Consider the following 21,620-nt stretch of genomic DNA (forward strand, 5'->3'; position numbering starts at 1 on the left):
CTTGCCGCCCTCGGCCGTTTCCGGAATAGGCCGAAGTGGTTGAATGTTGCAATAGGTTCATGCAAATGCATGGAGTTCTGACGCGAGAGGAACAGCTATGCAGTTCGGAATCTTCACCGTCGGCGACGTCACGGCCGATCCCACTACCGGCCGCACCCCCACCGAGCACGAGCGCATCACGGCGATGACGACCATCGCCAAGCACGCCGAGGACGTCGGACTCGACGTGTTCGCCACCGGAGAGCACCACAACCCGCCGTTCGTGCCGTCGTCGCCCACCACCATGCTGGGCTACCTCGCCGCGCAGACCGAGAAGATCATCCTGTCCACGTCCACGACGCTGATCACCACCAACGACCCGGTGAAGATCGCCGAGGACTACGCGATGCTGCAGCACCTCGCGGACGGCCGGGTGGATCTGATGATGGGCCGCGGAAATACGGCCCCCGTCTATCCGTGGTTCGGCCAGGACATCCGGCAGGGCATCCCGCTGGCGCTCGAGCACTACCGGTTGCTGCGCCGACTGTGGGACGAGGACGTCGTGGACTGGCAGGGGCAGTTCCGCACCCCGCTGCAGGGCTTCACGTCCACGCCGCGCCCGCTCGACGGGATCCCGCCGTTCGTCTGGCACGGGTCGATCCGCAGCCCGGAGATCGCCGAGATCGCTGCATTCCACGGCGACGGCTTCTTCGCCAACAACATTTTCTGGCCCAAGGAGCACTACATCGCCCTGATCAACCTCTACCGCGAGCGGTACGAGCACTACGGTCACGGTCGCGCCGACCAGGCGATCGTCGGACTGGGCGGGCAGGTGTTCATGCGCCGCAACGCCAAGGACGCCGTCGACGAGTTCCGGCCCTACTTCGACAACGCCCCGGTCTACGGTCACGGGCCGAGCCTCGAGGACTTCACGGACCAGACCCCGCTGACCGTCGGCACGCCTGAGCAGGTGATCGAGAAGACCCTGACGTTCGCCGACTTCTTCGGCGACTACCAGCGCCAGTTGTTCCTCGTCGACCACGCGGGACTTCCCCTGAAGACGGTGCTCGAGCAGCTGGACCTGCTCGGCGGCGAGGTCGTGCCCGTGCTGCGCAAGGAGTTCGCCGCCCGCAGGCCTGCCGGGGTGCCGGACAACCCGCCGACGCACGCGTCGATGAAGTCCGATCGCGAGCCGGTCGATGCCGCCCGTCAGTAGGACCGAACGGGCGGCCGAGGCGTGGGAGGCGCTGTTCCGCGCGCAGGTCGCGGTGATGCGGAACCTCGCCGCCGACGACGTGTGGGACGAGCTGAGCATGCGCGAGTACGACGTGCTGTTCACCCTCGGCCGGGCGCCCGAGCGCCGACTGCGCCTGCACGACCTCAATCGGGAGATCCTGCTCAGCCAGCCCTCGCTGAGCAGGCTCGTCGAGCGGCTGGCCGGCTCCGGGTACGTCACCAGGGAGTGCGATCCCGGCGACCGCCGCGGGACCGTCGTCGCACTGACCGCGGAGGGTGCGCGCGTGCAGAAGTCCGTCGGACGCAGGCACGCGGCGAGCATCCGGCGGCACGTGGGCCCGGCACTGTCCGACAACGAATTCGACACGCTCACCCAACTCTGCGCGAAACTGCGCGGCGCACAGGACTGACGAAAGGCACGATGGAGCAGTGAGCAATCTGGAGACGAACACGGTGGAAGAGCGGTGCGAATCGCACCCCGACGGCGGCGGCATCCAGGTGCTCGGCGCGCGCGAGGTCCCGCTCGGCGGCCCCCGCGCGATGCCGGTCCGGCGCACCCTCCCGCAACGCGACCGTTCGCTGATCGGCGCCTGGTGCTTCGCCGACCACTACGGTCCGGACGACGTCGCGAAGACGGGCGGGATGAACGTGCCGCCGCACCCGCACACGGGACTGCAGACGGTGAGCTGGCTGTTCACCGGCGAGATCGAACACCGCGACAGCATCGGCTCGCACGCGATGGTGCGACCCGGTGAGGTCAACCTGATGACCGCGGGGCGAGGGATCGCGCACTCCGAGGTGTCGACACCGCAGACGCGGATCCTGCACGGCGCGCAACTGTGGGTGGCGTTGCCGGCGTCGGCGCAGGACGCGGAGCCGGCATTCGAGACGTACGCGCCCGACCCGGTCGTCAGGGGCGGGGCGACGGTGCGGGTGTTCCTCGGAAGCACGGTGGGCTCCACGTCGCCGGTGCGCACGTTCACACCGCTGCTCGGTGCGGAGATCCTGCTGGAGCCGGGTGCGGATCTCACCCTCGACATCGAGCGCGGCTTCGAGGTGGGGGTGCTCGTGGACGAGGGTGAGGTGCAGCTGCGTGGGACCACGCTGCGGTGGGCGGAACTCGGCTATCAGCCGCCCGGCGAGTCGCTGGTGGTGCTGCGCAACACGGGCGGTACCCGGGCGCGGCTGCTGGTGCTCGGCGGCGAGCCGCTCGGCGAGCAGGTGATCATGTGGTGGAACTTCCTCGGCCGCAGCCACGAGGACATCGTCGGCTACCGCCGCGAGTGGCAGTCCGAACTCCGGGGTGCGGTCCCCGCCGACCCCCGGTTCGGCACGGTCGAGGGCTACGACGGTGATCCGCTGCCCGCCCCCGAACTGCCGAACAGCCGTCTGAAACCACGCGGCTGAGGGCCCTGGCCGGATCAGTAACTGGTCAGCGACGTGTTGGCGCCGCACAGCACCACGCAGAGCGGTGTGTCGCCGGCGGGGCGGAGTTGTCCGGTGACGATCGCGGCGAGCGCCGCCGCGGTGCCGTGCTCGACGACGATCCGGAATTCCTCCCACAGCAGCGTTCGCGCGTCGATCAGGGTTTCGTCGTCGACGATCAGGCTGGAGACGGGCCGCGAGCGGACCGTCTCCCAGGCGATGGACCCGATCCGGGTGGCACCGAGCGAATCGCCGGCGATGCTGTCGATGTCGATATCCGCGGGTTCCCGGGCGGCGACCGCGGAGTGCAGCGTCGCCGCTCCGCGCGGTTCCACGCCGAAGATGCTGTCGTCCTCGCCGCTGCCGGCGATGACGCCGGCCAGCAGTCCGCCGCCGCCGACGGCGATCACATAGGACAGCGGCTCGGCGACGTCGTCCTGGATCTCGAGTGCGATGGTGCCCGCCCCGGCGACGATGTCGGGGAGATCGTAGGCGTGCAGGGCGAGTGCGTTCGAGGACGCGGCGAGTTCCCTCGCGTACTCGGCCGCCTCGGCGTACCGGTCGCCGACCGTGCGCACGTCCGCGCCGAGCGCGATGAGCTTGTCGATCTTGACGTCGGGTGCCGTGACGGGGACGACCACCGTGCACTTCACACCACGGAGCCGTGACGCCCACGCAGCCCCGATGGCGGCGTTCCCGCCGGATGCGATGACGACGCCTGCGTCGTCGAGGCGGCCGTCCTCCTCGGCGTGCAACAGCGCGTTGAGGCTGCCCCGTACCTTGAACGAGCCGCCGTACTGCAGGAATTCGAGTTTGAAGATCACCGGCACGGCGCCGTGAACGGTGGGCACGGTGGTGCGGAACGTGGGTGTCCGCCGGATCAGGCCGGTGATGCGCTCACGCGCCCTGTCCACGGATCTGCGATCGACGGAGTCAGCCATGGTGTCATCGTGTCATCCCGCGCGCCGCGGCCGGCGCGGCTGCGTGATCGTGTCCCTCTACTCCTGATTCCGTAGCGAATCCCACGCGGCGCGCGCCAGTTCGGGCGCGACCGCGGTGGGGTCGGCCCGCTCGTCGACGCCCGGCGAGCGCCCGCAGCCAGACTTGCACGTACAGCTCTTCCTTGTTCGGGAAGTGGTGGTAGACGGCTCCCACGCTGACCCCGGCCTCGTGCCGGATGTCGGCCAGCCGGGTGCCGAGGACGCCGCGGCGGGCGAAATGGCCCTCCGCCACGTCCAGTAACAGACTCTGAATCGGCACATACCGAATCTAGTTCGGTCGCGGTCCTGGGGACAGTGAGTTCGGAGGATTCCGGCGAAGGGCGACGTCGTTCCTGAGACGATGAGGACGTGCGCACTCCGCGACAGCCCCGACGGATCCCGCCCCGGACGGGACGTCTGGTGTCCCCGCCGACCCGCCCGTTGCGACGTCCCGGTCCGCCGCCGTCGCTGCTCCACGAGTTCGAGCGAGCCGGCCTCCTCGACGGGCTCAGCGGACCGGACCGGTCCGCGCGCATGGGGGTGCTGAACACCCTCATCGAGGATGGGGCGTCGATCGACGACCTTCGCGGCGCCGCGCGCGGCGATCGCCTCGCATACCTGGTGCTCGAGCACGCGCTGTCGCCGAAGGGCCGGTACAGCATCGACGACATCGCCGGGAAGGTGGGCGTCACCGTCGACGACGCCCGCCGGTGGTTCCGGGCGATCGGCCGGGGTGCGTCGGCGGACGGCACGTTCTACGACGACGGCGACCTCGACCTCGCGCGCGGACTCGAGCAGTACCGGGATCTGGGGCTCGAGGAGAGCGCCATCTTCGCCGCCGCTCGGGTCCTCGGCCGCAACCTCTGGACGGTCGCCGGCGCCGCGGACTCGCTCCTGCAGGAGCGGCTCGAGGCGTCGCGCGAACACCCCGAGGTGGCCCTGCGGTACGCGGTGGAGATGCGTCGCATCGTGGATTTCGAGGCGCAGATCCTGGCGCACCTCATCGCCACGGCTCTGCGCCATCAACTGCGGTCCGACGCGGTGGGGATCGCGGGCGACTCGAACCTCCAGGTGCGGGGTGCGCAGGACGTCGGGGTCTGTTTCGCCGAACTCGTCGGATTCACGTTGCTCGGGGAGCAGGCGGAGCCCGCCGATCTGGGCCGGGTGGCCGAGCGCCTCGACCGGGTGGCCACGGATCTGGTGTCGCCGCCGGTGCGTCTGGTGAAGACGATCGGGGACGCCGTCATGATGGTCTCGCCCGATCCCAACGCGCTGGCGCACGTCGCGCTCGACCTCGTGCAGGCCGCGCGCGCCGAGGGGCTCCCGCAGTTGCGGGCCGGGATCGCCTGGGGCACGGCGGTACCGAGCGCAGGCGACTGGTTCGGCAGGCCGGTCGCCATGGCCGGGCGCGTCGTCACGGTCGCGCCGTCCCAGGAGGTGGTCGTGACGGGGGAGTTCTACGACGAACTGGACGGCGACGAGTTCTGGGGCGAACCGGCGGGCAGTCACCGGCTCGAGGGAATCGATGCCCCACAGAAGCTTTTCGGGATCGGCCGTCGTTCCGTGGCCTGACCGACGCGCCGCCGGAAACGTGTCGTACCCTCGCGATACGGTCATGGCACAGCTCACAGAAGCACATCGAGCGAGGCGCAACATGACTGGCGATTCGGGCGCAGACTGGCATTTCTACGCAGTGGTGGAGACCGCGGTGGACGGCGGTCACACGCTCGCCGCGTTCGGGCCGAGGCCGACGGCGCTCGACGCCCTCCGGCTGGCCGTCCATTCGGTCAACCACACCGCGTATTCGGTTCTCGAACAGGGGATTGCGGGTGATCCGCGGGCCGATGCGAGCGTCGTCGAGCGGTTGCCGATCACGTCGTTCACCATCCGGCGGCACCGCCGCAGCACGAGTGAACTCGACGCCCGCTGGATGCTGAACGGCGGCAGGCATCACCGGTAGGGGGCTATCGGGGTTCCGCGGTGAGGTAGTACTCGAGCACGGGCCCGACCCACCGCATCAGTTGTTCGTGGGTCATGCCCGCGAGGGGCGGCACCCGGAGTACGTAGCGGGAGAAGGCGAGTCCGAGGACCTGCGACCCGACGAGGGCCGCGCGCTCGTCGGCGTGATCGGCCGCGACCGCTGCGAGTGCGGGCGCCACCTGGCGGGCGAAGGCCTGCAACATCGCCTCGGCGGCCCGCGGACTGCTGGCCGCCGCGCGGAGCAGGGGGAGGAACGCGCCGTCGTTCTCCCACACCGCGAAGAAGCGCGGCATCAGCACGCTCGCGAGTTCGTGCACGGGAACGTCGTGGAGGTCGGGGAGGTGCAGGTCGAATTCGGCGGCCTCGGCGAACAGCGACTCCTTGTTGGTGAAGTACCGGACCACGAGTGCGGGGTCGACGCCCACGTCCGATGCGACGGCGCGCATCGTCGTGCGTTCGTAACCGTCGGCGCCGAACCGGGCGCGGGCCGCGTCGAGGATCGCGGCGCGGGTGGCGACGGCGGAGCGGGCGCGGCGTTCGGGCATTCCCGAAGTGTAGTCAACAACTGTTGACCTGACGTCGGGATGCGTCTACCGTCAAAGTCAACAGTTGTTGACTTGCTGGGAACCTTTCGATCGGAGGCGGGCGTCATGAAGCACATCGACGTGGTGGTGATCGGCGCGGGGCCCACCGGATGCATGCTCGCGGCCGAGTTGGCGACGGCGGGCCGATCCGTGACGGTGCTCGACAAACGCGCCGCGCCGTCGACCCTCAGCCGCGCATTCGGCGTCCACGCCCGCACTCTCGAACTGCTCGACGCCCGCGGACTCGCCGACCGTCTCGTGGCCACCGGCGCCGCCTCACCGGGCCTGAAACTGTGGCGCGGCGCAGCTCTGAACCTCGGGCGCCTGCGGTCCCGCTTCCCGTACGTCCTCGTCACGCCCCAACAGAACGTCGACGCCCTCCTCGAGTCGCACGCCCGGGAGCGCGGCGCCGACTTCGTCCGGGGATTCACAGTCACCGGGGTGGAGCAGGACGGGGACGGCGTCCGCGTTCACGGCCACGACGGATCGGGACGCGACAGCACGTTCCACGCGGCGTACGCGATCGGTGCGGACGGCGCGCACAGCGTGGTGCGGACGATGATCGGGCAATCGTTCCCAGGCAGGGCCGTACTACGGTCGATCATGCTCGCCGACGTCGAACTCGCGAACCCGCCGGACAACCTCGTGACCGTCAACGCCGTCCGCGACGGATTCGCCTTCATCGCGCCATACGGCGACAACGTGTTTCGCGTGATCGCGTGGAACCGCCGACATCAGGTGGACGACAGCGCCCCCGTGGACCGGGAGGAACTGCGCAGCACCATCCGACTCGCGATGGGCACGGACTACGGACTCGGCGACGTGCGGTGGCAGTCGCGATTCCACAGCGACGAACGGCAGGTCCCGCAATACCGGACGGGCCGGGTGTTCCTCGCAGGCGATGCCGCCCACGTGCATTCACCGGCAGGCGGCCAGGGGATGAACACCGGGATTCAGGACGCGATGAATCTCGGCTGGAAACTCGCGGCCGTTCTGGGCGGTGCGGACGACGCGGTGCTCGACACCTACCACTCCGAACGGCACCCGGTGGGGCGGCTGGTGCTGCGGTCGAGCGGAACCACGATGCGCATGATGACCGTGCGGCCGTGGATTCTGCGGAAGTTGCGGAACGGCGCGGTGGCAGCGCTTCTCGGCTTTCCGCCGATCGGCGACGCGGTGGCGCGGATGTTCTCGGGTATCGGAATCGGCTACGGCCACGACGCCGGCGACAGCGCCCTGGTCGGCCGACGGGCCGAGGACGTGCCCACCGACGCCGGCCGGCTGTACGAGGTGCTGCGCTCGGGCGGATTCGTCCTGGTCACCGAGCCGGGGGTGCCTGTTCCCGGTGGCATTCACGCGGTGACCAGGACCGATGCCGGGCCCGCACTGCTCGTGCGTCCCGACGGGTACGTCGCGTGGGCGGGTGACAGTGCATCGGGGCTGTGGCGGGGTGTCCTGGAACGCTGGACCGCCCGCACCGCGATCGGGACCGGGTCGGTCAGCCGGTGACCTCCGAGTTGAAGGCTTGCGCCCGCAGGTCCCGCGCGAGGTGATCCCGCTGCTCGAGCACCAGCCGGCGCAGCGCGGCGGGCGCATCGGTGTTACTCGCGAGCCATTCGTCCGCCGCGTCGAGGTTCGTCGCGGCCGGGAACAACCCGACCACGATCCGCCGGGCGATCTCGATGCTGCGCGTCTCCCACACCGAGCGGATCGACGCGAAGTAGTCGGCGGCGTATCCCGCGACGAGGTCCTTCCGGGCGCCTGCGCGGAACCCGGCGATGATCGCGCCGAGATGGTCGTTGGACAAGGTGCGGTCGTGGAAGATCGCGTCCCAGGCCTTCGCCTTCACGTCCGGGTCCGGTCGCGAGAACGTCGCCCGCAGGTACGCGGTGCGGCCGGAACCGGTGTCGTCGCGGCGCAGTTCACCGTCGAGGTCCGCCATGCCGGCGTGCCCGGTGGCGGCGAGCGCGCCCCTCAGCGCCCACCGCAGGTCCGGGTCGAGCGACAACCCGGTCGGTGCCCGCCCGTCAGTGTCGAGCAGCGACCGGATGTCCTCCGCGCGACTGTCGTCCACCTCGGCGGCGGCCGCCACCGCACGTGCCCAGGCGAGTTGGCTCCCCGACGCAGGCGGGGCGTCCCACAATGCACGCCACGTGTGGTCGAGCCACCCGCGGCGCGCGGCGCCGCGCGCACTCTCGGGCAGGTAGTGCTCGATCGCGTACGGGGCGTTGGCCAGCACGGACGTGAGCAGCGTCAGGTGCGATTCCGCAGGGGAGAACCGCTGGGCCATCGACAGATACCGCGTCGCGCCCAGTTCGCTGTCGCGGGTCGTGTTCCACAGCGACGACCAGATCAGGCCGCGCGCCAGCGGGTCCCGCACCCGGTCGAGGGACCGCTCGACGGTGCTCAGCGATCGTTCGTCCAACCGCACCTTCGCGTACGTCGGGTCTGCGTCGTTGAGCACCACGAGCGGCGCGTCGTCGAGGTCGATCGGAGTGCGGGCGTCCCCGAGGTCGACCTCGACCCGCTGTACACACACGAGATCGCCCGCCGCGTCGAAGTCGTAGCGCCCCACGCCGAGCCGATGTGGGCGCGGATCGGTCTGCACGATCGCGGCGCGCCCGTCGGCGTCCCGTTCCAGGCTCAGCGCCGACACCCCGGTGGTCTGCAACCAGGCGCGTGCCCAGCTCGTCAGGTCCCGGCCCGACGTCGCCGACAGCTCCGTCAGCAGATCCGTGAGAGTGGTGTTCCCGAACGCGTGGGCGCGGAAGTAGCGGCGCGCCCCCTCGAAGAACGCCTCCCGCCCGGCGTACGCGACGAGTTGCTTGAGGACACTGGCGCCCTTCGCGTACGTGATGCCGTCGAAGTTCAGTTTCGCGGCCTCGAGGTCCACGATGTCCGCGACGATCGGATGCGTCGTCGGCAGCTGGTCCTGCAGGTACGCCCACGCCTTGCGGCGGTTGGCGAAGGCCACCCACGCGTCGGTCCACCGGGTGGCCTCCGCGTTCGCCAGTGCGCCCATGTAGTCGGCGAACGACTCCTTGAGCCACAGGTCGTCCCACCACACCATCGTGACGAGGTCGCCGAACCACATGTGGGCCATCTCGTGCAGGATCGTGTTCGCGCGGCCCTCGTACTGGGAATCCGTGGCGGCGCCGCGGAACACGTACGCCTCGGTGAACGTCACGCAGCCCGGGTTCTCCATCGCCCCGAGGTTGTACTCGGGGACGAACACCTGGTCGTACTTGCCGAACGGGTACGGGTAGTCGAAACCCTCGGCGAAGAATCCCAGCCCCTGCCGGGTGATCTCGAAGATCGTGTCGGCGTCGAGGTACTGCGCGAGCGACGCCCGGCAGAGGACGCCCAGCGGGATCGTGAGATCGCCGCCGCTCCACTCCGCGTTCACCCGGTGGTAGGGCCCGGCCACGATCGCGGTGATGTACGTGGAGATCGGCAGGGTCGGCGCGAACGTGACGACCTGGCCGTCGGTCGTGTCCACCCGTTCGGCGATCTCCCGGTTGGAGACCACCTCCCACCCGTGCGGCGCGGTGACGACGAACGTGAACGGCGCCTTCAGGTCCGGCTGCTCGAAGCACGCGAACACCCGCCGCGCGTCCGCCGGTTCGTACTGCGTGTAGAGGTACGTCTGCCCGTCTGCCGGGTCGAGGTATCGGTGCAGGCCCTCACCGGAACGGCTGTACTCGCCGCGGGCGGCCACGGTCACGACGTTCGATTCCCGCAGCCCGCTCAACGCGATGCGGGCGCCGTCGTAGTCGACGGGGACGCTTGCTCCGTTGACCGTCACGGACTCCACGCCGGCCCCGAGGAAGTCGAGCCAGGTCGTGGACGTGCTCGCGGTGAACTCGACGGTGGTCGTGGTCGCGAACGTCCCGACCTCCGGGTCGACGGCGCCGAGGATGTCCAGTTCCACTCGATAGCCGAGAACGTCGATCGCGCGGGAACGTTCGGCGGTTTCGGCTCGGGTCAGGTTCGCGGTGCTCACGGGTCGATCCTGCCAGCCGGGCCCGTCGTCCGTGCCGCTACCGGTTGCTCAGCACGGAACCGACGCCCGCCGCGACGACGAGCGCGATCGCGGCGAGCGACTGCAGCCCGAGGACCTGCCCGAGCACGATCACCCCGGCGAGGGTCGCGGCCGCCGGTTCCAGCGCGATGAGTACGGCGAACACCTTCTTGCTCATCACCCGCAGCGCCCGCAGTTCGAGCGAGTACGGAATCACCGAGGACAGCAGGGCCACCGCCGCGCCGACGGCCAGGATCCTGGGGTCGAACAGTGCGGTGCCACCCGACACCGCGCCGAGCGGAATCGTCAGCACCGCTGCGACGATGCTCGCCCCGGCCAGGCCGTCCGCACTGGGTATCCTCGCGGCGAGGTGGGAGCCGGCGACGATGTAGCCGGCCCAGGCCGTTCCGGCGACGAGGGCGAAGCCCACTCCCACGAGGTCGAGGGACTCGGCGCCCGAGTTCTCGCGCAGGCCGAGCAGGACCACCCCGGTCAGTGCCGCGAGCACCCACACACCGTCCTGCAGTCTCCGCGACAGCACGGCGGCGAGGGTGAGCGGACCCAGGAATTCGATGGTGACCGCCGTGCCGAGCGGGAGCCGCGCGAGTGCCTCGTAGAACGCCGAGTTCATCACGGCGAGCGCCACTCCGAGTGCGAGAACACCCTGCTGCTGCGTGCGTGTCCACCGTCGCCACCGCGGTCGCACGATCACCCCGAGGATGATCGCCGCAATCGTCAGGCGCAGGGACACGGCGCCGCCCGCGCCGACCGCATCGAACAGCGTGCTCGCGAATGCGGCACCGAACTGGACGGACAGTACCGATCCGAGGACCGAGACGACGGGGAGAAGTTGACTGCGCGGCGCGGCTGTCACGGGTGTGCGCTGCCCGGGGTCACCGGCCGGTGAAGTTCGGAGTGCGACGGTCGAGCATCGCGCCGACGGCCTCGTGATGGTCCGCGGTGTGGTGGGCGAGCGACTGCATGGCCGCCGACAGTTCGAGGAGGCTCTCGAGGCTCTGGTGACGGCCCTCGCGCAGCAGTTTCTTGGTCATTCGCAGCACCTGCGGCGGGTTGACCGCCACGCGGTCGGCGAGTGCCCGTGCCGCGTCGTGGAGTTCTCCGGGTTCGACGACCTGCGAGACGAGTCCCCATTCGAGCGCCTTCGCGGCGTCGATCGCGTCGCCGGTGAACGCCATCTCGCTGGCCCGCGCCATCCCCACGGCCTGCGGAAGGAACCAGGCGCCGCCGTCGCCGGGAACGAGTCCGACCTTGACGAAGCTCTCGGCGAACACGGCGGCCGTGGAGGCGATCCGCATGTCGCACATCAGCGACAGGTCGCAGCCGGCGCCGATCGCGGGTCCGTTGACGGCGGCGATGGTCGGCACCTCGCAGTGGTAGAGGGCGAGCGGGATGCGCTGGATGCCGTGCCGGTAGCCCTGACGCAGGTCGGCGGGGGAGCCGCCGAACATTCCCGCGCGGTCGCGCATGTGCTTGACGTTGCCGCCGGAGGAGAACGCCGAACCGGCACCGGTGACGATCGCGGCGCGCACACTGGGATCACCGTTGACGTCGGCCACCGCATTCTCGAGCGCCTCGATCACGTCCGGCTCGGAGATGGGATTACGGGCCTCCGGGCGGTTGAGCGTCCAGGTGACGATGTCGCCTTCGCGGGTGGTGAGCACGGCGTCGGTCATGGACGACTCCCTCGGGTGTGAGCGCGGATTCGAGACCGTCCCAGTCTGTCACCCGCTCAGATGCCGGTGCGCCGCACCAGTGCGTCGGTCGCGGACGGCGCGAACGTGCCGAGCAGCCGGAACACTTCGGCGTAACCGGGGAGCAGTTCGATCGGGCGGGTGCGCACCGCCGTGACGAACCATTCCGCCGCCTGCTCGGGAGTCAGTGCCGCCATCGCGTCGTAGTCCGTGGTGGGCGCGATCATCGGTGTGCGGACCAACGGGAAGTCGAGGGTGGTCACCGAGATCCCGCGGTCGCGCAGTTCGGCGCCGAGGCTGCGGCCGAACGCACCGACGGCCGCCTTGGACGCGTGGTAGGCCGAGAACTTCGGCATGACCCCGGCCGGCACACCCCACGTCGCGACGTTGATGACGTGCCCCTCGCCGCGCTCGAGCATCGACGGGAGCAACTTCAGGGTCAGCCGCGTCGAGCCGAAGTAGTTGACCGCCATGGTGCGTTCGAAGTCGTGGAAGCGGTCCAGCGAGTCCTCCACGGTCCGCCGGATCGACCGTCCGGCGTTGTTGACGAGTACGTCGACGGGTCCGATCTCCCCGAGCACCCGCGCGACGAGGGCGTCGACGGACTCGGGGTCCGTGAGGTCGCACGGGACGGCGTGGGCGTCGCAACCCGACCGCAGGATGTCATCGCGCACCGACTCGAGGGCGTCGGAGCCACGGGCGACGAGGACGACCTCCGCGCCGAGGGTCGCGAGCCGGCGTGCCGCCGCCTCGCCGACGCCGGAGGAACCGCCGGTGACGAGGATCCGCTTGCCGGCGACGGTGTGGCCCGTTCCCGGGACCAGTCGGGCTGCCAGGGTGCGCGGGGTGGGGAGTGGGTTGAGCGCGGCCTGGGTGAGCATCTGTCGGATCACGTGACCAGGATGTCAGCTCGCCGAGCGAACCGCAGCCGAATAACAATCAATCGTGCTTGCTTTTTTATCGGGACGGTGTGATGCTGGTCGCATGGCTGAACTGCAGAGGTTCATCGATGATCTGTGCGCCGAGAACGACTCGCTGGACGCGCTCGTCGCCGACCTCCCCGACACCCGCTGGGCCGATCCGACACCGGCGCAGGGCTGGACCATCGCCCACCAGATCGGGCATCTGCTGTGGACCGACGAGGCCGCGCTGCTGGCGATCACCGACCCCGACGGCTTCACCGAGCAGCTGACGGTGGCCGCCGCGAACCCCGGTGGATTCGTCGACGCCGGCGCCGCCGAACACGCCCGGCGCGCACCCGCGGAACTCCTGGCGGCGTGGCGTTCGGCGCGGAACCGACTCGCGGAGGCCCTCCTGGCGGTGCCGCCCGGGCAGAAGATCCTCTGGTACGGCCCGCCGATGAAGGCGGCGTCGATGGCGACCGCCCGGTTGATGGAGACCTGGGCGCACGGCCAGGATGTCGCCGACGCGCTCAGAGTGCCTCGCAAGCCCACCGAGCGGTTGAAGAGCATCGCCCACCTCGGCGTCCGCACCCGCGACTTCGCCTACGCCGTCAACGAACTCGCCCCGCCCGCGGAGGAGTTCCGCGTCGAACTCACCGCCCCCGACGGGGTGTCCGTCTGGACGTGGGGTCCCGAGGACGCCGCGCAGAAGGTCACCGGTCCCGCCGAGGACTTCTGCCTTCTCGTCACCCAGCGCGCGAACCGTGCCGACCTCACCCTCGAGGCCACCGGCGCGGACGCCGACGCGTGGCTGAACATCGCTCAGGCCTTCGCGGGCCCGGCGGGCGGCGGCCGTGAGGCGGGAACCCGATGACCGTGCGGATCGGCAACTGCTCCGGCTTCTACGGCGATCGTCTGTCGGCGATGCGCGAGATGCTCGAGGGCGGCGAACTCGACTACCTGACCGGCGACTACCTCGCCGAACTCACCATGCTGATCCTCGGCCGCGACCGCATGAAGGACCCGAACCGCGGCTACGCCAAGACGTTCCTGCGTCAGGCGGAGGACTGCCTCGGGTTGGCCCTCGACAGGGGAGTCCGCATCGTCGCGAACGCCGGCGGCCTCAACCCGGCCGGTCTCGCGGACGCATTGCGGGAGGTGAATGACAAGCTGGGGCTGCAGGCGAAGATCGCCCACGTCGAAGGGGACGACCTCATCGGCCGGGCCGCCGAACTGGGGCTGGGCAGCCCGCTCACCGCCAACGCCTACCTCGGCGCGTGGGGCATCGTCGAATGCCTGAACGCCGGCGCCGACGTCGTCGTCACCGGGCGGGTCACCGACGCGTCCGTGATCGTGGGCCCTGCAGCCGCGCATTTCGGCTGGCAGCGAGACGCCGTCGATCAGCTCGCCGGTGCCGTGGTGGCCGGGCACGTCATCGAGTGCGGCACGCAGGCGACGGGCGGCAACTACGCGTTCTTCACCGAGATCGACGACCTCGACCGACCCGGATTCCCGATCGCCGAGATCGACTCGGACGGGTCGTCCGTCATCACCAAGCATCCCGGCACGGGCGGCGCCGTCACCGTCGGCACCGTCACCGCGCAGTTGCTGTACGAGATCACCGGTGGCCGCTACGCCGGTCCCGACGTGACCGCGCGGATCGACACCGCCGCACTGTCACAAAACGGCCCGGACCGGGTCCGGATCAGCGGCGTCACCGGGGAGGCGCCGCCGCCGCAGCTCAAGGTGTCGCTGAACACGCTCGCCGGTTTCCGCAACGAGGCCGTGTTCGTGCTCACCGGCCTCGACATCGAGGCCAAGGCAGCGCTCGTGAAGCGGCAACTCGAGGGGTGGCTGCCCACCCGGCCCGCCGAACTCGATTGGTCGCTCGCTCGCACCGACCACACGGACGCCGACACCGAGGAGGCGGCCAGCGCGCTGCTGCGCTGCGTGGTCCGGGACCCCGACGCCAACGCCGTCGGTCGCGGATTCTCCTCCGTCGCAGTAGAAATGGCCCTCGCCAGCTACCCCGGATTCACATTGACGGCACCGCCCGGTCAGGGGCAGCCCTACGGGGTGTTCACCCCCGGCTACGTGTACGCAAAGGAGGTGCCACACGTCGCGGTGCTGCCGGACGGTACCCGCGTCGACATCGAACCCGCCACCGACGTCCGGGAACTCGCGGACGTCGACGAGCCCGCGCTCCCGGAGCCGCGCGGCGCCGAACCCACGATCCGGATCGCGCTCGGCACCGTTGCCGGGGCGCGCAGCGGCGACAAGGGCGGCAACGCGAACGTCGGTGTGTGGGTGCGCACCGACGAGCAGTGGCGGTGGCTGGTCCACGCACTGACCGTCGACGAGGTGAAGCGCCTGCTCCCGGAGGCCGCCGATCTCACCGTCACGAGGTACGTGCTGCCGAAACTGCGCGCCGTCAACTTCGTGATCGAGGGAATCCTCGGGCAGGGCGTCGCGTCCCAGGCTCGGTTCGACCCGCAGGCCAAGGGCCTCGGCGAATGGCTGAGGTCCCGGCACCTCGACATACCCACAGCACTTCTACCCGAAGGGACACCGTTGTGAGCGTGTGGGACACACCCGAGCGGCAGGACCTGCGCAAGACCGTGCGCAGCTTCGTCGAACGAAAGATACTGCCCAACCTGGACGAGTGGGAGCGCGACGGCGAACTGCCCCGCACCCTCCACCGTGAGGCCGCCGAACTGGGACTGCTCGGCGCCGGCTTCCCCGAATCCGTCGGAGGTGAGGGCGGTGACCTCGTCGACGCGGTGCTGATCTGCGAGGAATTCCACCAGGCGGGTGCGTCGGGCGGTGTGTTCGCTTCCCTGTTCACGTCGGGGATCGCACTGCCGCACCTCGCGGCTGCCGGAGATCCGGACCAGATCGAGAAGTGGGTCCGCCCCACCCTGCGCGGCGAACTCATCGGCTCGCTCGCCATCACCGAACCCGGCGGCGGTTCCGACGTCGGGCACCTGCGGACCACCGCGGTCCGCGACGGCGACCACTTCGTTGTCAACGGGTCCAAGACGTTCATCACGTCCGCCGTCCGCGCCGACTTCGTGGTCACCGCCGTCCGCACCGGCGGCCCCGGCGCGTCCGGGGTCTCACTCCTCGTGATCGAGAAGGGCACACCCGGATTCGAGGTGGCGCGCAAACTCGACAAGATGGGATGGCGTGCGTCGGACACGGCCGAACTGTCGTTCGTCGACGCGCGGGTACCCGCCGCCAACCTCGTCGGCGAGGAGAACAGCGGGTTCGCGCAGATCGCCCAGGCGTTCCTCACCGAGCGCATCGCCCTCGCCGCGCAGGCCTACTCCAGCGCGCAGCGGTGCCTCGACCTGACGCTGCAGTGGGTACGCGACCGCGAGACATTCGGCCGTCCCCTGATCAGCAGGCAGCCGGTGCAGAACACGGTCACCGAGATGGCGCGCCGAACCGACGTGGCCCGCGTCTACACGAGAGCGCTGGTGGAACGGTCGCTCGTGTCGAACGAGGACTTCATCGCGGAGGTCTGCTTCGCGAAGAACACCGCCGTCGAGGCGGGGGAGTGGGTGGCCAACCAGGCCGTCCAGCTGTTCGGCGGCCTCGGCTACATGCGGGAGAGCGAAGTGGAACGGCAATACCGCGACATGCGGATCCTCGGAATCGGTGGCGGCACCACCGAGATCCTGACGGGGCTCGCGGCCAAGCGATTGGGGTATCAAGCATGACCACGTTGACATCCACCCTGGACACCGGTTCGGAGGAGTATGCCGCGGCGGCCAGGGCCATGACGGAGAAACTCGCCGAGATCGACACCGAGCACGCGAAGGCACTCGCGGGCGGCGGCGAGAAGTACACCGAGCGGCACAAGAAGCGCGGCAAACTCCTCGCCAGGGAGCGCATCGAACTGCTCCTCGACCCGGATTCACCGTTCCTCGAACTGTGCCCGCTCGCGGCGTGGGGCAGCGACTTCCCAGTCGGCGCCAGCACCGTCGTCGGCATCGGGGTCGTGGAAGGCGTCGAATGCCTGATCGTCGCCAACGACCCGACGGTCCGCGGCGGCACCAGCAATCCGTGGACGTTGCGGAAGGGATTCCGCGCCAACGACATCGCCCGGCAGAACCGGCTCCCCGTCATCTCCCTCGTGGAATCCGGCGGCGCCGACCTTCCCACCCAGAAGGAAGTGTTCATCCCCGGTGGCCGCATGTTCCGCGACCTCACACAGCTGTCCGCGGCGGGCATCCCGACCATCGCCCTCGTCTTCGGCAACTCGACGGCCGGCGGCGCGTACATCCCCGGCATGTCCGATCACGTCGTCATGATCAAGGAACGGTCCAAGGTATTCCTCGCCGGGCCGCCCCTGGTCAAGATGGCCACCGGTGAGGAATCCGACGACGAAACCCTCGGGGGCGCCGAGATGCACGCCCGCAAGTCCGGTCTCGCCGACTACTTCGCCGTCGACGAGCAGGACGCCATCCGGATCGGGCGCAGCATCGTCAAACGCCTGAACTGGAAGAAACAGGGCCCGGCGCCGCGCGCGGAGGTCGTCGAACCGCTCGAGGATCCCGAGGAACTCCTGGGCATCGTCCCCGCCGACCTCAAGATCCCGTTCGACCCCCGCGAGGTCATCGCCCGCATCGTCGACGGCTCCGACTTCGACGAGTTCAAGCCGATGTACGGATCGTCCCTCGTCACCGGCTGGGCCGAGTTGCACGGGTATCCGGTGGGCATCCTCGCCAACGCGCGGGGTGTGCTGTTCAGCGAGGAATCGCAGAAGGCCACCCAGTTCATCCAGCTGGCCAACCGCTCGAACACCCCGCTGCTGTTCCTGCACAACACGACCGGCTACATGGTCGGCAAGGAGTACGAGGAAGGCGGGATGATCAAGCACGGGTCGATGATGATCAACGCCGTCTCCAACTCCACCGTCCCGCACATCTCGATCCTGCTCGGTGCGTCGTACGGCGCCGGCCACTACGGGATGTGCGGGCGCGCGTTCGACCCCCGATTCCTGTTCGCCTGGCCGAGTTCCAAATCCGCCGTGATGGGCGGCGCGCAACTGGCCGGTGTCATCTCCATCGTCAGCCGTGCCTCCGCCGAGGCGCGGGGGCAGGCGTTCGACGAAGAGGCCGACGCCGGGATGCGCGCGATGATCGAAAACCAGATCGAGGCCGAATCGGTGCCGATGTTCCTGTCCGGTCGCCTCTACGACGACGGCGTCATCGACCCGCGCGACACCCGCACCGTGGTGGGAATGTGCCTGTCGGCCATTGCCAACGCCCCGATCGAAGGCGCCGAGAACTTCGGCGTCTTCCGAATGTGAGGCACTGATGACCGACCCCGTCGCTCCGCTCGCCCCCGCCATGATCCAGTCCGTACTGGTTGCAAACCGCGGCGAGATCGCCCGCCGCATCTTCGCCACCTGCCGCCGCTCAGGCATCGGGACCGTCGCCGTGTTCTCGGACGCCGACGCGCTCAGCCCGCACGTCACCGAGGCCGACGCCGCGGTCCGGTTGCCGGGCAACAGTCCGGCCGACACCTACCTGCGCGGTGACCTCGTCGTCGAGGCCGCGCTCCTCGCCGGTGCCGACGCCATCCACCCCGGCTACGGGTTCCTGTCCGAGAACGCGGAATTCGCGCGCGCCGTCCACGATGCGGGGCTGACGTGGATCGGACCGCCCGCGCCCGCCATCGAGATGATGGGCTCCAAGGTCGAGTCCAAGAAGTTGATGGCCGCCGCCGGGGTCCCGGTGCTCGCCGAACTCGACCCCGGCGCCGTCACCGAAGCCGATCTGCCGGTGCTGGTCAAGGCGTCCGCCGGCGGCGGCGGACGTGGCATGCGCGTCGTGCGTGAACTCGTGGACCTCCCGGAACAACTGGAAGGCGCGCGGCGCGAAGCGCAGTCGGCGTTCGGCGACCCGACCGTCTTCTGCGAGCGCTACCTCGAAACGGGCAGGCACATCGAGGTCCAGGTGATGGCCGACCGGCACGGAACCGTGTGGGCGGTGGGAGAGCGCGAATGCTCCATCCAGCGCCGGCACCAGAAGGTCGTGGAGGAGGCGCCGTCGCCGCTGGTCGAGGCCGTCCCCGGAATGCGGGAGCGGCTGTTCGAGGCCGCCCGGCTCGCGGCGAAGGCCATCGACTACGAGGGGGCGGGGACGGTCGAGTTCCTGGCGACCGGTCGAGCGGAGCGAGGGGAAGACGACACCGGGGGGGACTTCTTCTTTCTGGAGATGAACACCCGGCTGCAGGTGGAGCACCCGGTCACCGAATGCACCACCGGCCTCGACCTCGTGGACCTGCAACTGCAGGTGGCGTCGGGACTCGCACTCGACGCGGATTCGCCCGCCGTGTCCGGCCATTCCATCGAGGTCCGGCTGTACGCCGAAGATCCCGCGCAGAACTGGCAGCCGCAGAGCGGGCCGGTCCACCGGCTGGCGCTACCAGGCAGCGCGGCCGAATTCGACGTTCTCCGCACACCGGGCATCCGCCTCGACTCCGGTGTGGTCGACGGGTCCACCGTCGGTGTGCACTACGACCCGATGCTCGCGAAGATCATCTCGTTCGCGCCCACCCGCACGCAGGCGGCGACCCGGCTGGCGACGGCGCTGGGCCGCGCGCAGATCCACGGTCTGCGCACCAACCGCGACCTGCTCGTCAACGTGCTCCGCCACCCGGCGTTCCTCGCTGGCGACACCGACACCGCCTTCTTCGACACCCACGGACTGGACGTGCTGGCGCAGCCGCTGGCGACGGCGGAGACCGAGCGGCTGTCGGCGCTGGCCGCGGCCCTCGCGGACGCCGCGCACAACCGGGACGTCGCGACAGTGAACTCCTCGCTGCCCAGCGGCTGGCGCAACCTGGCGTCCTCGCCGCAGTGCAAGACGTTCACCGGCACCGGCGGAGACGTCGAGATCCGGTACCTGCACACCCGGTACGGGCTGAAGGCGGAGGGTTTCGACGACGTCTCGCTCGTGTCGGCGACGGCACGGCACGTCGCACTAAATGTCGCGGGCCTGCGCCGGGCGTTCGAGGTGTTCCGGTACGGGGACGACGTGTTCGTCGACTCCGCCCTGGGGCCCGTGAGCCTGCACGCCGCACCGCGATTCACCGACCCGAGTGCCGTCGTCGCCGAGGGCTCCCTGCTCGCGCCGATGCCGGGTTCCGTGATCCGCGTCGGCGCCGAGGTCGGCGATGCGGTGACTGCCGGCCAGCCGGTCGTATGGCTCGAGGCGATGAAGATGGAACACACGATCAAGGCACCGGCGTCCGGTGTCCTCACCGAACTGTCCGTGACCGTCGGCACGCAGGTCGACGTGGGAACGGTCCTGGCAGTAGTCGAAGCAGCGCACGCCGAAGGAGAATCATGAGCTTCATCGAAACCGAAGAACAGAAGGAACTCCGCGCCTCCGTGTCGAAGCTCGGGGAACGCTTCAACTACGTCGACTACGTGCTGCCGCGGGCGCGGCGCGGCGAACCACTCACCGAATTGTGGAACGAGGCGGGCAAACTCGGCTTCCTCGGCGTCAACCTCCCCGAGGAATACGGGGGCGGCGGCGCGGGCATCTACGAACTGGCGCTCGTCCAGGAGGAACTCGCCGCCCACGGCGCGGGCCTCCTGCTGGTGGTCGTCTCGCCCGCCATCTGCGGCACGATCATCGGCAAGTACGGCACGGCGGACCAGAAGCAGAAGTGGCTTCCCGGTCTCGCCGACGGCTCGAAGATCATGGCGTTCGGCATCACGGAGGCCGACGCGGGGTCCAACTCGCATCAGATCTCGACCACCGCGAGGCGAGACGGTGAGGACTGGCTGCTGTCGGGGAACAAGATCTACATCTCCGGCGTCGACCAGGCCGACGCCGTCCTGATCGTCGCGCGGACCGAGGACTCGAAGACCGGCAAGCTGAAGCCCGCGCTGTTCATCGTCCCCACCGACGCCGAGAATTTCGTGAAGACGCCGATGGAGATGGACATCGTCGAGCCCGACCACCAGTTCATGCTGTTCCTCGACGACGTCAGGCTGCCCGCCGACGCGCTCGTCGGCGAGGCCGATGCCGCCCTGATGCAGCTGTTCGCCGGTCTCAACCCCGAACGCATCCTCGGCGCGTCGATGGCGATCGGCATGGGCCGCTACGCGCTGGACGCCGCGGTCCGGTTCGCGAAGGAGCGCACGGTGTGGAAGGAGCCGATCGGCGCGCACCAGGGCATCTCGCATCCGCTGGCGCAGATCAAGATCGAACTCGAACTCGCCAAGCTGATGATGCAGAAGGCGGCCGTGCTGTACGACAGCGGCGACGACTTCGGCGCCGCCGAGGCCGCCAACATGGCCAAGTACGCGGCCGCCGAGGCCGGCATCAAAGCACTCGACCAGGCCGTCCAGACGCACGGCGGCGCGGGCCTGACCAAGGAATACGGTCTCGCGGCGATGCTCGGCGCGGCACGCATCGGACGCGTCGCCCCGGTGAGCAGGGAAATGGTCCTCAACTTCGTCGCCCAGCACTCGCTCGGGCTGCCGAAGTCGTACTGATGTCGAACGGACAGCACATGACCGACGTGGAAGCCGACCGGTACGTCCGGTACGAGGTGGATCGAGGATTCGCCACCCTTACCCTCGATTCACCCCACAACAGGAACGCGATCTCCGGCAGGCTCGTGGACGAACTGCTGCAGGGATTGCGGGACGCCGCCGCGGACAACGACGTCCGCGGCGTCGTCCTCACCCACACCGGCGGCACGTTCTGCGCCGGGGCGGATCTGAGCGAGACGACCGGCGACGTCGGCGCGCGCACCCGGCAGATGGCCGGACT

The 21,620-nt window shown here is 69.6% G+C and carries 20 protein-coding genes; 13 read left to right on the forward strand and 7 right to left on the reverse strand.

All coding sequences use genetic code 11. The features are described 5' to 3' along the window. The first annotated feature begins 97 nt into the window (after positions 1-97). From ACFTZB_RS25020 to ACFTZB_RS25030, 3 genes are read left to right on the forward strand one after another with little or no spacing between them, the layout of a single operon-like run. Positions 98-1,195: an LLM class flavin-dependent oxidoreductase gene (locus ACFTZB_RS25020; protein WP_378435097.1), complete on the forward strand. Its 1,098-nt coding sequence runs from the start codon at positions 98-100 to the stop codon at positions 1,193-1,195. Continuing rightward, positions 1,179-1,625: a MarR family winged helix-turn-helix transcriptional regulator gene (locus tag ACFTZB_RS25025; protein ID WP_378435099.1), complete on the forward strand. Its 447-nt coding sequence runs from the start codon at positions 1,179-1,181 to the stop codon at positions 1,623-1,625. Before ACFTZB_RS25020 ends, ACFTZB_RS25025 begins: the two co-directional genes overlap by 17 nt. A gap of 19 nt (positions 1,626-1,644) precedes the next feature. Beyond that, complete coding sequence (locus ACFTZB_RS25030; RefSeq protein ID WP_378435101.1) at positions 1,645-2,622, forward strand: pirin family protein; 978 nt, start codon at positions 1,645-1,647, stop codon at positions 2,620-2,622. 14 nt (positions 2,623-2,636) lie between these two features. Here ACFTZB_RS25030 and ACFTZB_RS25035 read toward each other — a convergent pair whose 3' ends face one another. Further along, positions 2,637-3,581 carry a serine/threonine dehydratase gene (locus ACFTZB_RS25035; RefSeq protein ID WP_378435103.1) on the reverse strand — a complete coding sequence of 315 codons (945 nt, stop codon included), beginning with the start codon at positions 3,579-3,581 and terminating at the stop codon, positions 2,637-2,639. Between the two features lie 4 nt (positions 3,582-3,585). Further along, complete coding sequence (locus tag ACFTZB_RS25040; RefSeq protein ID WP_378435105.1) at positions 3,586-3,900, reverse strand: TetR family transcriptional regulator; 315 nt, start codon at positions 3,898-3,900, stop codon at positions 3,586-3,588. Between the two features lie 89 nt (positions 3,901-3,989). On the opposite strand from ACFTZB_RS25040, the gene ACFTZB_RS25045 reads away from it, so the two are divergent. Beyond that, positions 3,990-5,192: an adenylate cyclase regulatory domain-containing protein gene (locus tag ACFTZB_RS25045; RefSeq protein WP_378435108.1), complete on the forward strand. Its 1,203-nt coding sequence runs from the start codon at positions 3,990-3,992 to the stop codon at positions 5,190-5,192. 82 nt (positions 5,193-5,274) lie between these two features. Continuing rightward, entirely contained in the window at positions 5,275-5,580 is a 306-nt protein-coding gene (locus ACFTZB_RS25050) for a hypothetical protein (protein ID WP_378435110.1), read from the forward strand. 4 nt (positions 5,581-5,584) lie between these two features. On the opposite strand, the gene ACFTZB_RS25055 is transcribed toward ACFTZB_RS25050, so the two are convergent. Then, positions 5,585-6,145, reverse strand: a complete 561-nt coding sequence (locus ACFTZB_RS25055) for a TetR family transcriptional regulator (RefSeq protein WP_378435112.1) — start codon at positions 6,143-6,145, stop codon at positions 5,585-5,587. Between the two features lie 105 nt (positions 6,146-6,250). Here ACFTZB_RS25055 and ACFTZB_RS25060 point away from each other — a divergent pair, with 105 nt between their 5' ends. Then, a complete protein-coding gene (locus ACFTZB_RS25060) occupies positions 6,251-7,693 on the forward strand; it encodes an FAD-dependent oxidoreductase (RefSeq protein WP_378435114.1) in 1,443 nt (480 codons plus the stop codon). Here the strand turns inward: ACFTZB_RS25060 and pepN are convergent. Genes pepN through ACFTZB_RS25080 form a run of 4 tightly spaced genes read right to left on the reverse strand, consistent with a single transcriptional unit; the run spans position 7,683 to position 12,810 of the window. Next, positions 7,683-10,187 (reverse strand): aminopeptidase N, encoded by a 2,505-nt coding sequence (gene pepN, locus ACFTZB_RS25065; protein WP_378435116.1) that lies wholly within the window; start codon positions 10,185-10,187, stop codon positions 7,683-7,685. The genes ACFTZB_RS25060 and pepN overlap by 11 nt on opposite strands. A gap of 37 nt (positions 10,188-10,224) precedes the next feature. Beyond that, positions 10,225-11,079: a DMT family transporter gene (locus ACFTZB_RS25070; RefSeq protein WP_378435118.1), complete on the reverse strand. Its 855-nt coding sequence runs from the start codon at positions 11,077-11,079 to the stop codon at positions 10,225-10,227. Between the two features lie 19 nt (positions 11,080-11,098). Beyond that, entirely contained in the window at positions 11,099-11,899 is an 801-nt protein-coding gene (locus ACFTZB_RS25075; RefSeq protein ID WP_378435120.1) for a crotonase/enoyl-CoA hydratase family protein, read from the reverse strand. A 56-nt stretch (positions 11,900-11,955) separates the two neighbouring features. Further along, a complete protein-coding gene (locus tag ACFTZB_RS25080) occupies positions 11,956-12,810 on the reverse strand; it encodes an SDR family oxidoreductase (protein ID WP_378435122.1) in 855 nt (284 codons plus the stop codon). Positions 12,811-12,901: 91 nt separating this feature from the next. Here ACFTZB_RS25080 and ACFTZB_RS25085 point away from each other — a divergent pair, with 91 nt between their 5' ends. From ACFTZB_RS25085 to ACFTZB_RS25115, 7 genes are all read left to right on the forward strand, one after another. Then, on the forward strand, positions 12,902-13,693 hold the full coding sequence (locus ACFTZB_RS25085; protein ID WP_378435124.1) for a TIGR03084 family metal-binding protein: 792 nt from the start codon (positions 12,902-12,904) through the stop codon (positions 13,691-13,693). Then, on the forward strand, positions 13,690-15,396 hold the full coding sequence (locus ACFTZB_RS25090) for an acyclic terpene utilization AtuA family protein (protein WP_378435126.1): 1,707 nt from the start codon (positions 13,690-13,692) through the stop codon (positions 15,394-15,396). The genes ACFTZB_RS25085 and ACFTZB_RS25090 overlap by 4 nt, the downstream gene beginning before the upstream one ends. After that, positions 15,393-16,541 carry an acyl-CoA dehydrogenase family protein gene (locus ACFTZB_RS25095; RefSeq protein ID WP_378435128.1) on the forward strand — a complete coding sequence of 383 codons (1,149 nt, stop codon included), beginning with the start codon at positions 15,393-15,395 and terminating at the stop codon, positions 16,539-16,541. The genes ACFTZB_RS25090 and ACFTZB_RS25095 overlap by 4 nt, the downstream gene beginning before the upstream one ends. Next, entirely contained in the window at positions 16,538-18,136 is a 1,599-nt protein-coding gene (locus tag ACFTZB_RS25100) for an acyl-CoA carboxylase subunit beta (RefSeq protein WP_378435130.1), read from the forward strand. The genes ACFTZB_RS25095 and ACFTZB_RS25100 overlap by 4 nt, the downstream gene beginning before the upstream one ends. A gap of 40 nt (positions 18,137-18,176) precedes the next feature. Next, complete coding sequence (locus ACFTZB_RS25105) at positions 18,177-20,183, forward strand: acetyl/propionyl/methylcrotonyl-CoA carboxylase subunit alpha (protein ID WP_378435137.1); 2,007 nt, start codon at positions 18,177-18,179, stop codon at positions 20,181-20,183. After that, positions 20,180-21,340: an acyl-CoA dehydrogenase family protein gene (locus tag ACFTZB_RS25110; RefSeq protein WP_378435132.1), complete on the forward strand. Its 1,161-nt coding sequence runs from the start codon at positions 20,180-20,182 to the stop codon at positions 21,338-21,340. Before ACFTZB_RS25105 ends, ACFTZB_RS25110 begins: the two co-directional genes overlap by 4 nt. Further along, positions 21,340-21,620: enoyl-CoA hydratase-related protein (locus tag ACFTZB_RS25115; RefSeq protein WP_378435134.1), on the forward strand; the 281-nt coding region annotated here is incomplete at its 3' end. The genes ACFTZB_RS25110 and ACFTZB_RS25115, both read left to right, overlap by 1 nt.

This window comes from Rhodococcus sp. NPDC057014, from assembly GCF_042673295.1.
Taxonomy (GTDB): Bacteria; Actinomycetota; Actinomycetes; order Mycobacteriales; family Mycobacteriaceae; genus Rhodococcus_F.

Bases quoted from the DNA above. Each gene is read 5' to 3' on its own strand.
- ACFTZB_RS25055 (WP_378435112.1), bottom strand. From the start codon at position 6,145: ATGCCCGAACGCCGCGCCCGCTCCGCCGTCGCCACCCGCGCCGCGATC.
- ACFTZB_RS25050 (WP_378435110.1), top strand. From the start codon at position 5,275: ATGACTGGCGATTCGGGCGCAGACTGGCATTTCTACGCAGTGGTGGAG.
- ACFTZB_RS25085 (WP_378435124.1), top strand. From the start codon at position 12,902: ATGGCTGAACTGCAGAGGTTCATCGATGATCTGTGCGCCGAGAACGAC.
- ACFTZB_RS25110 (WP_378435132.1), top strand. From the start codon at position 20,180: ATGAGCTTCATCGAAACCGAAGAACAGAAGGAACTCCGCGCCTCCGTG.
- ACFTZB_RS25100 (WP_378435130.1), top strand. From the start codon at position 16,538: ATGACCACGTTGACATCCACCCTGGACACCGGTTCGGAGGAGTATGCC.
- ACFTZB_RS25105 (WP_378435137.1), top strand. From the start codon at position 18,177: ATGATCCAGTCCGTACTGGTTGCAAACCGCGGCGAGATCGCCCGCCGC.
- ACFTZB_RS25025 (WP_378435099.1), top strand. From the start codon at position 1,179: ATGCCGCCCGTCAGTAGGACCGAACGGGCGGCCGAGGCGTGGGAGGCG.
- ACFTZB_RS25035 (WP_378435103.1), bottom strand. From the start codon at position 3,581: ATGGCTGACTCCGTCGATCGCAGATCCGTGGACAGGGCGCGTGAGCGC.
- ACFTZB_RS25020 (WP_378435097.1), top strand. From the start codon at position 98: ATGCAGTTCGGAATCTTCACCGTCGGCGACGTCACGGCCGATCCCACT.
- ACFTZB_RS25090 (WP_378435126.1), top strand. From the start codon at position 13,690: ATGACCGTGCGGATCGGCAACTGCTCCGGCTTCTACGGCGATCGTCTG.
- ACFTZB_RS25060 (WP_378435114.1), top strand. From the start codon at position 6,251: ATGAAGCACATCGACGTGGTGGTGATCGGCGCGGGGCCCACCGGATGC.
- ACFTZB_RS25075 (WP_378435120.1), bottom strand. From the start codon at position 11,899: ATGACCGACGCCGTGCTCACCACCCGCGAAGGCGACATCGTCACCTGG.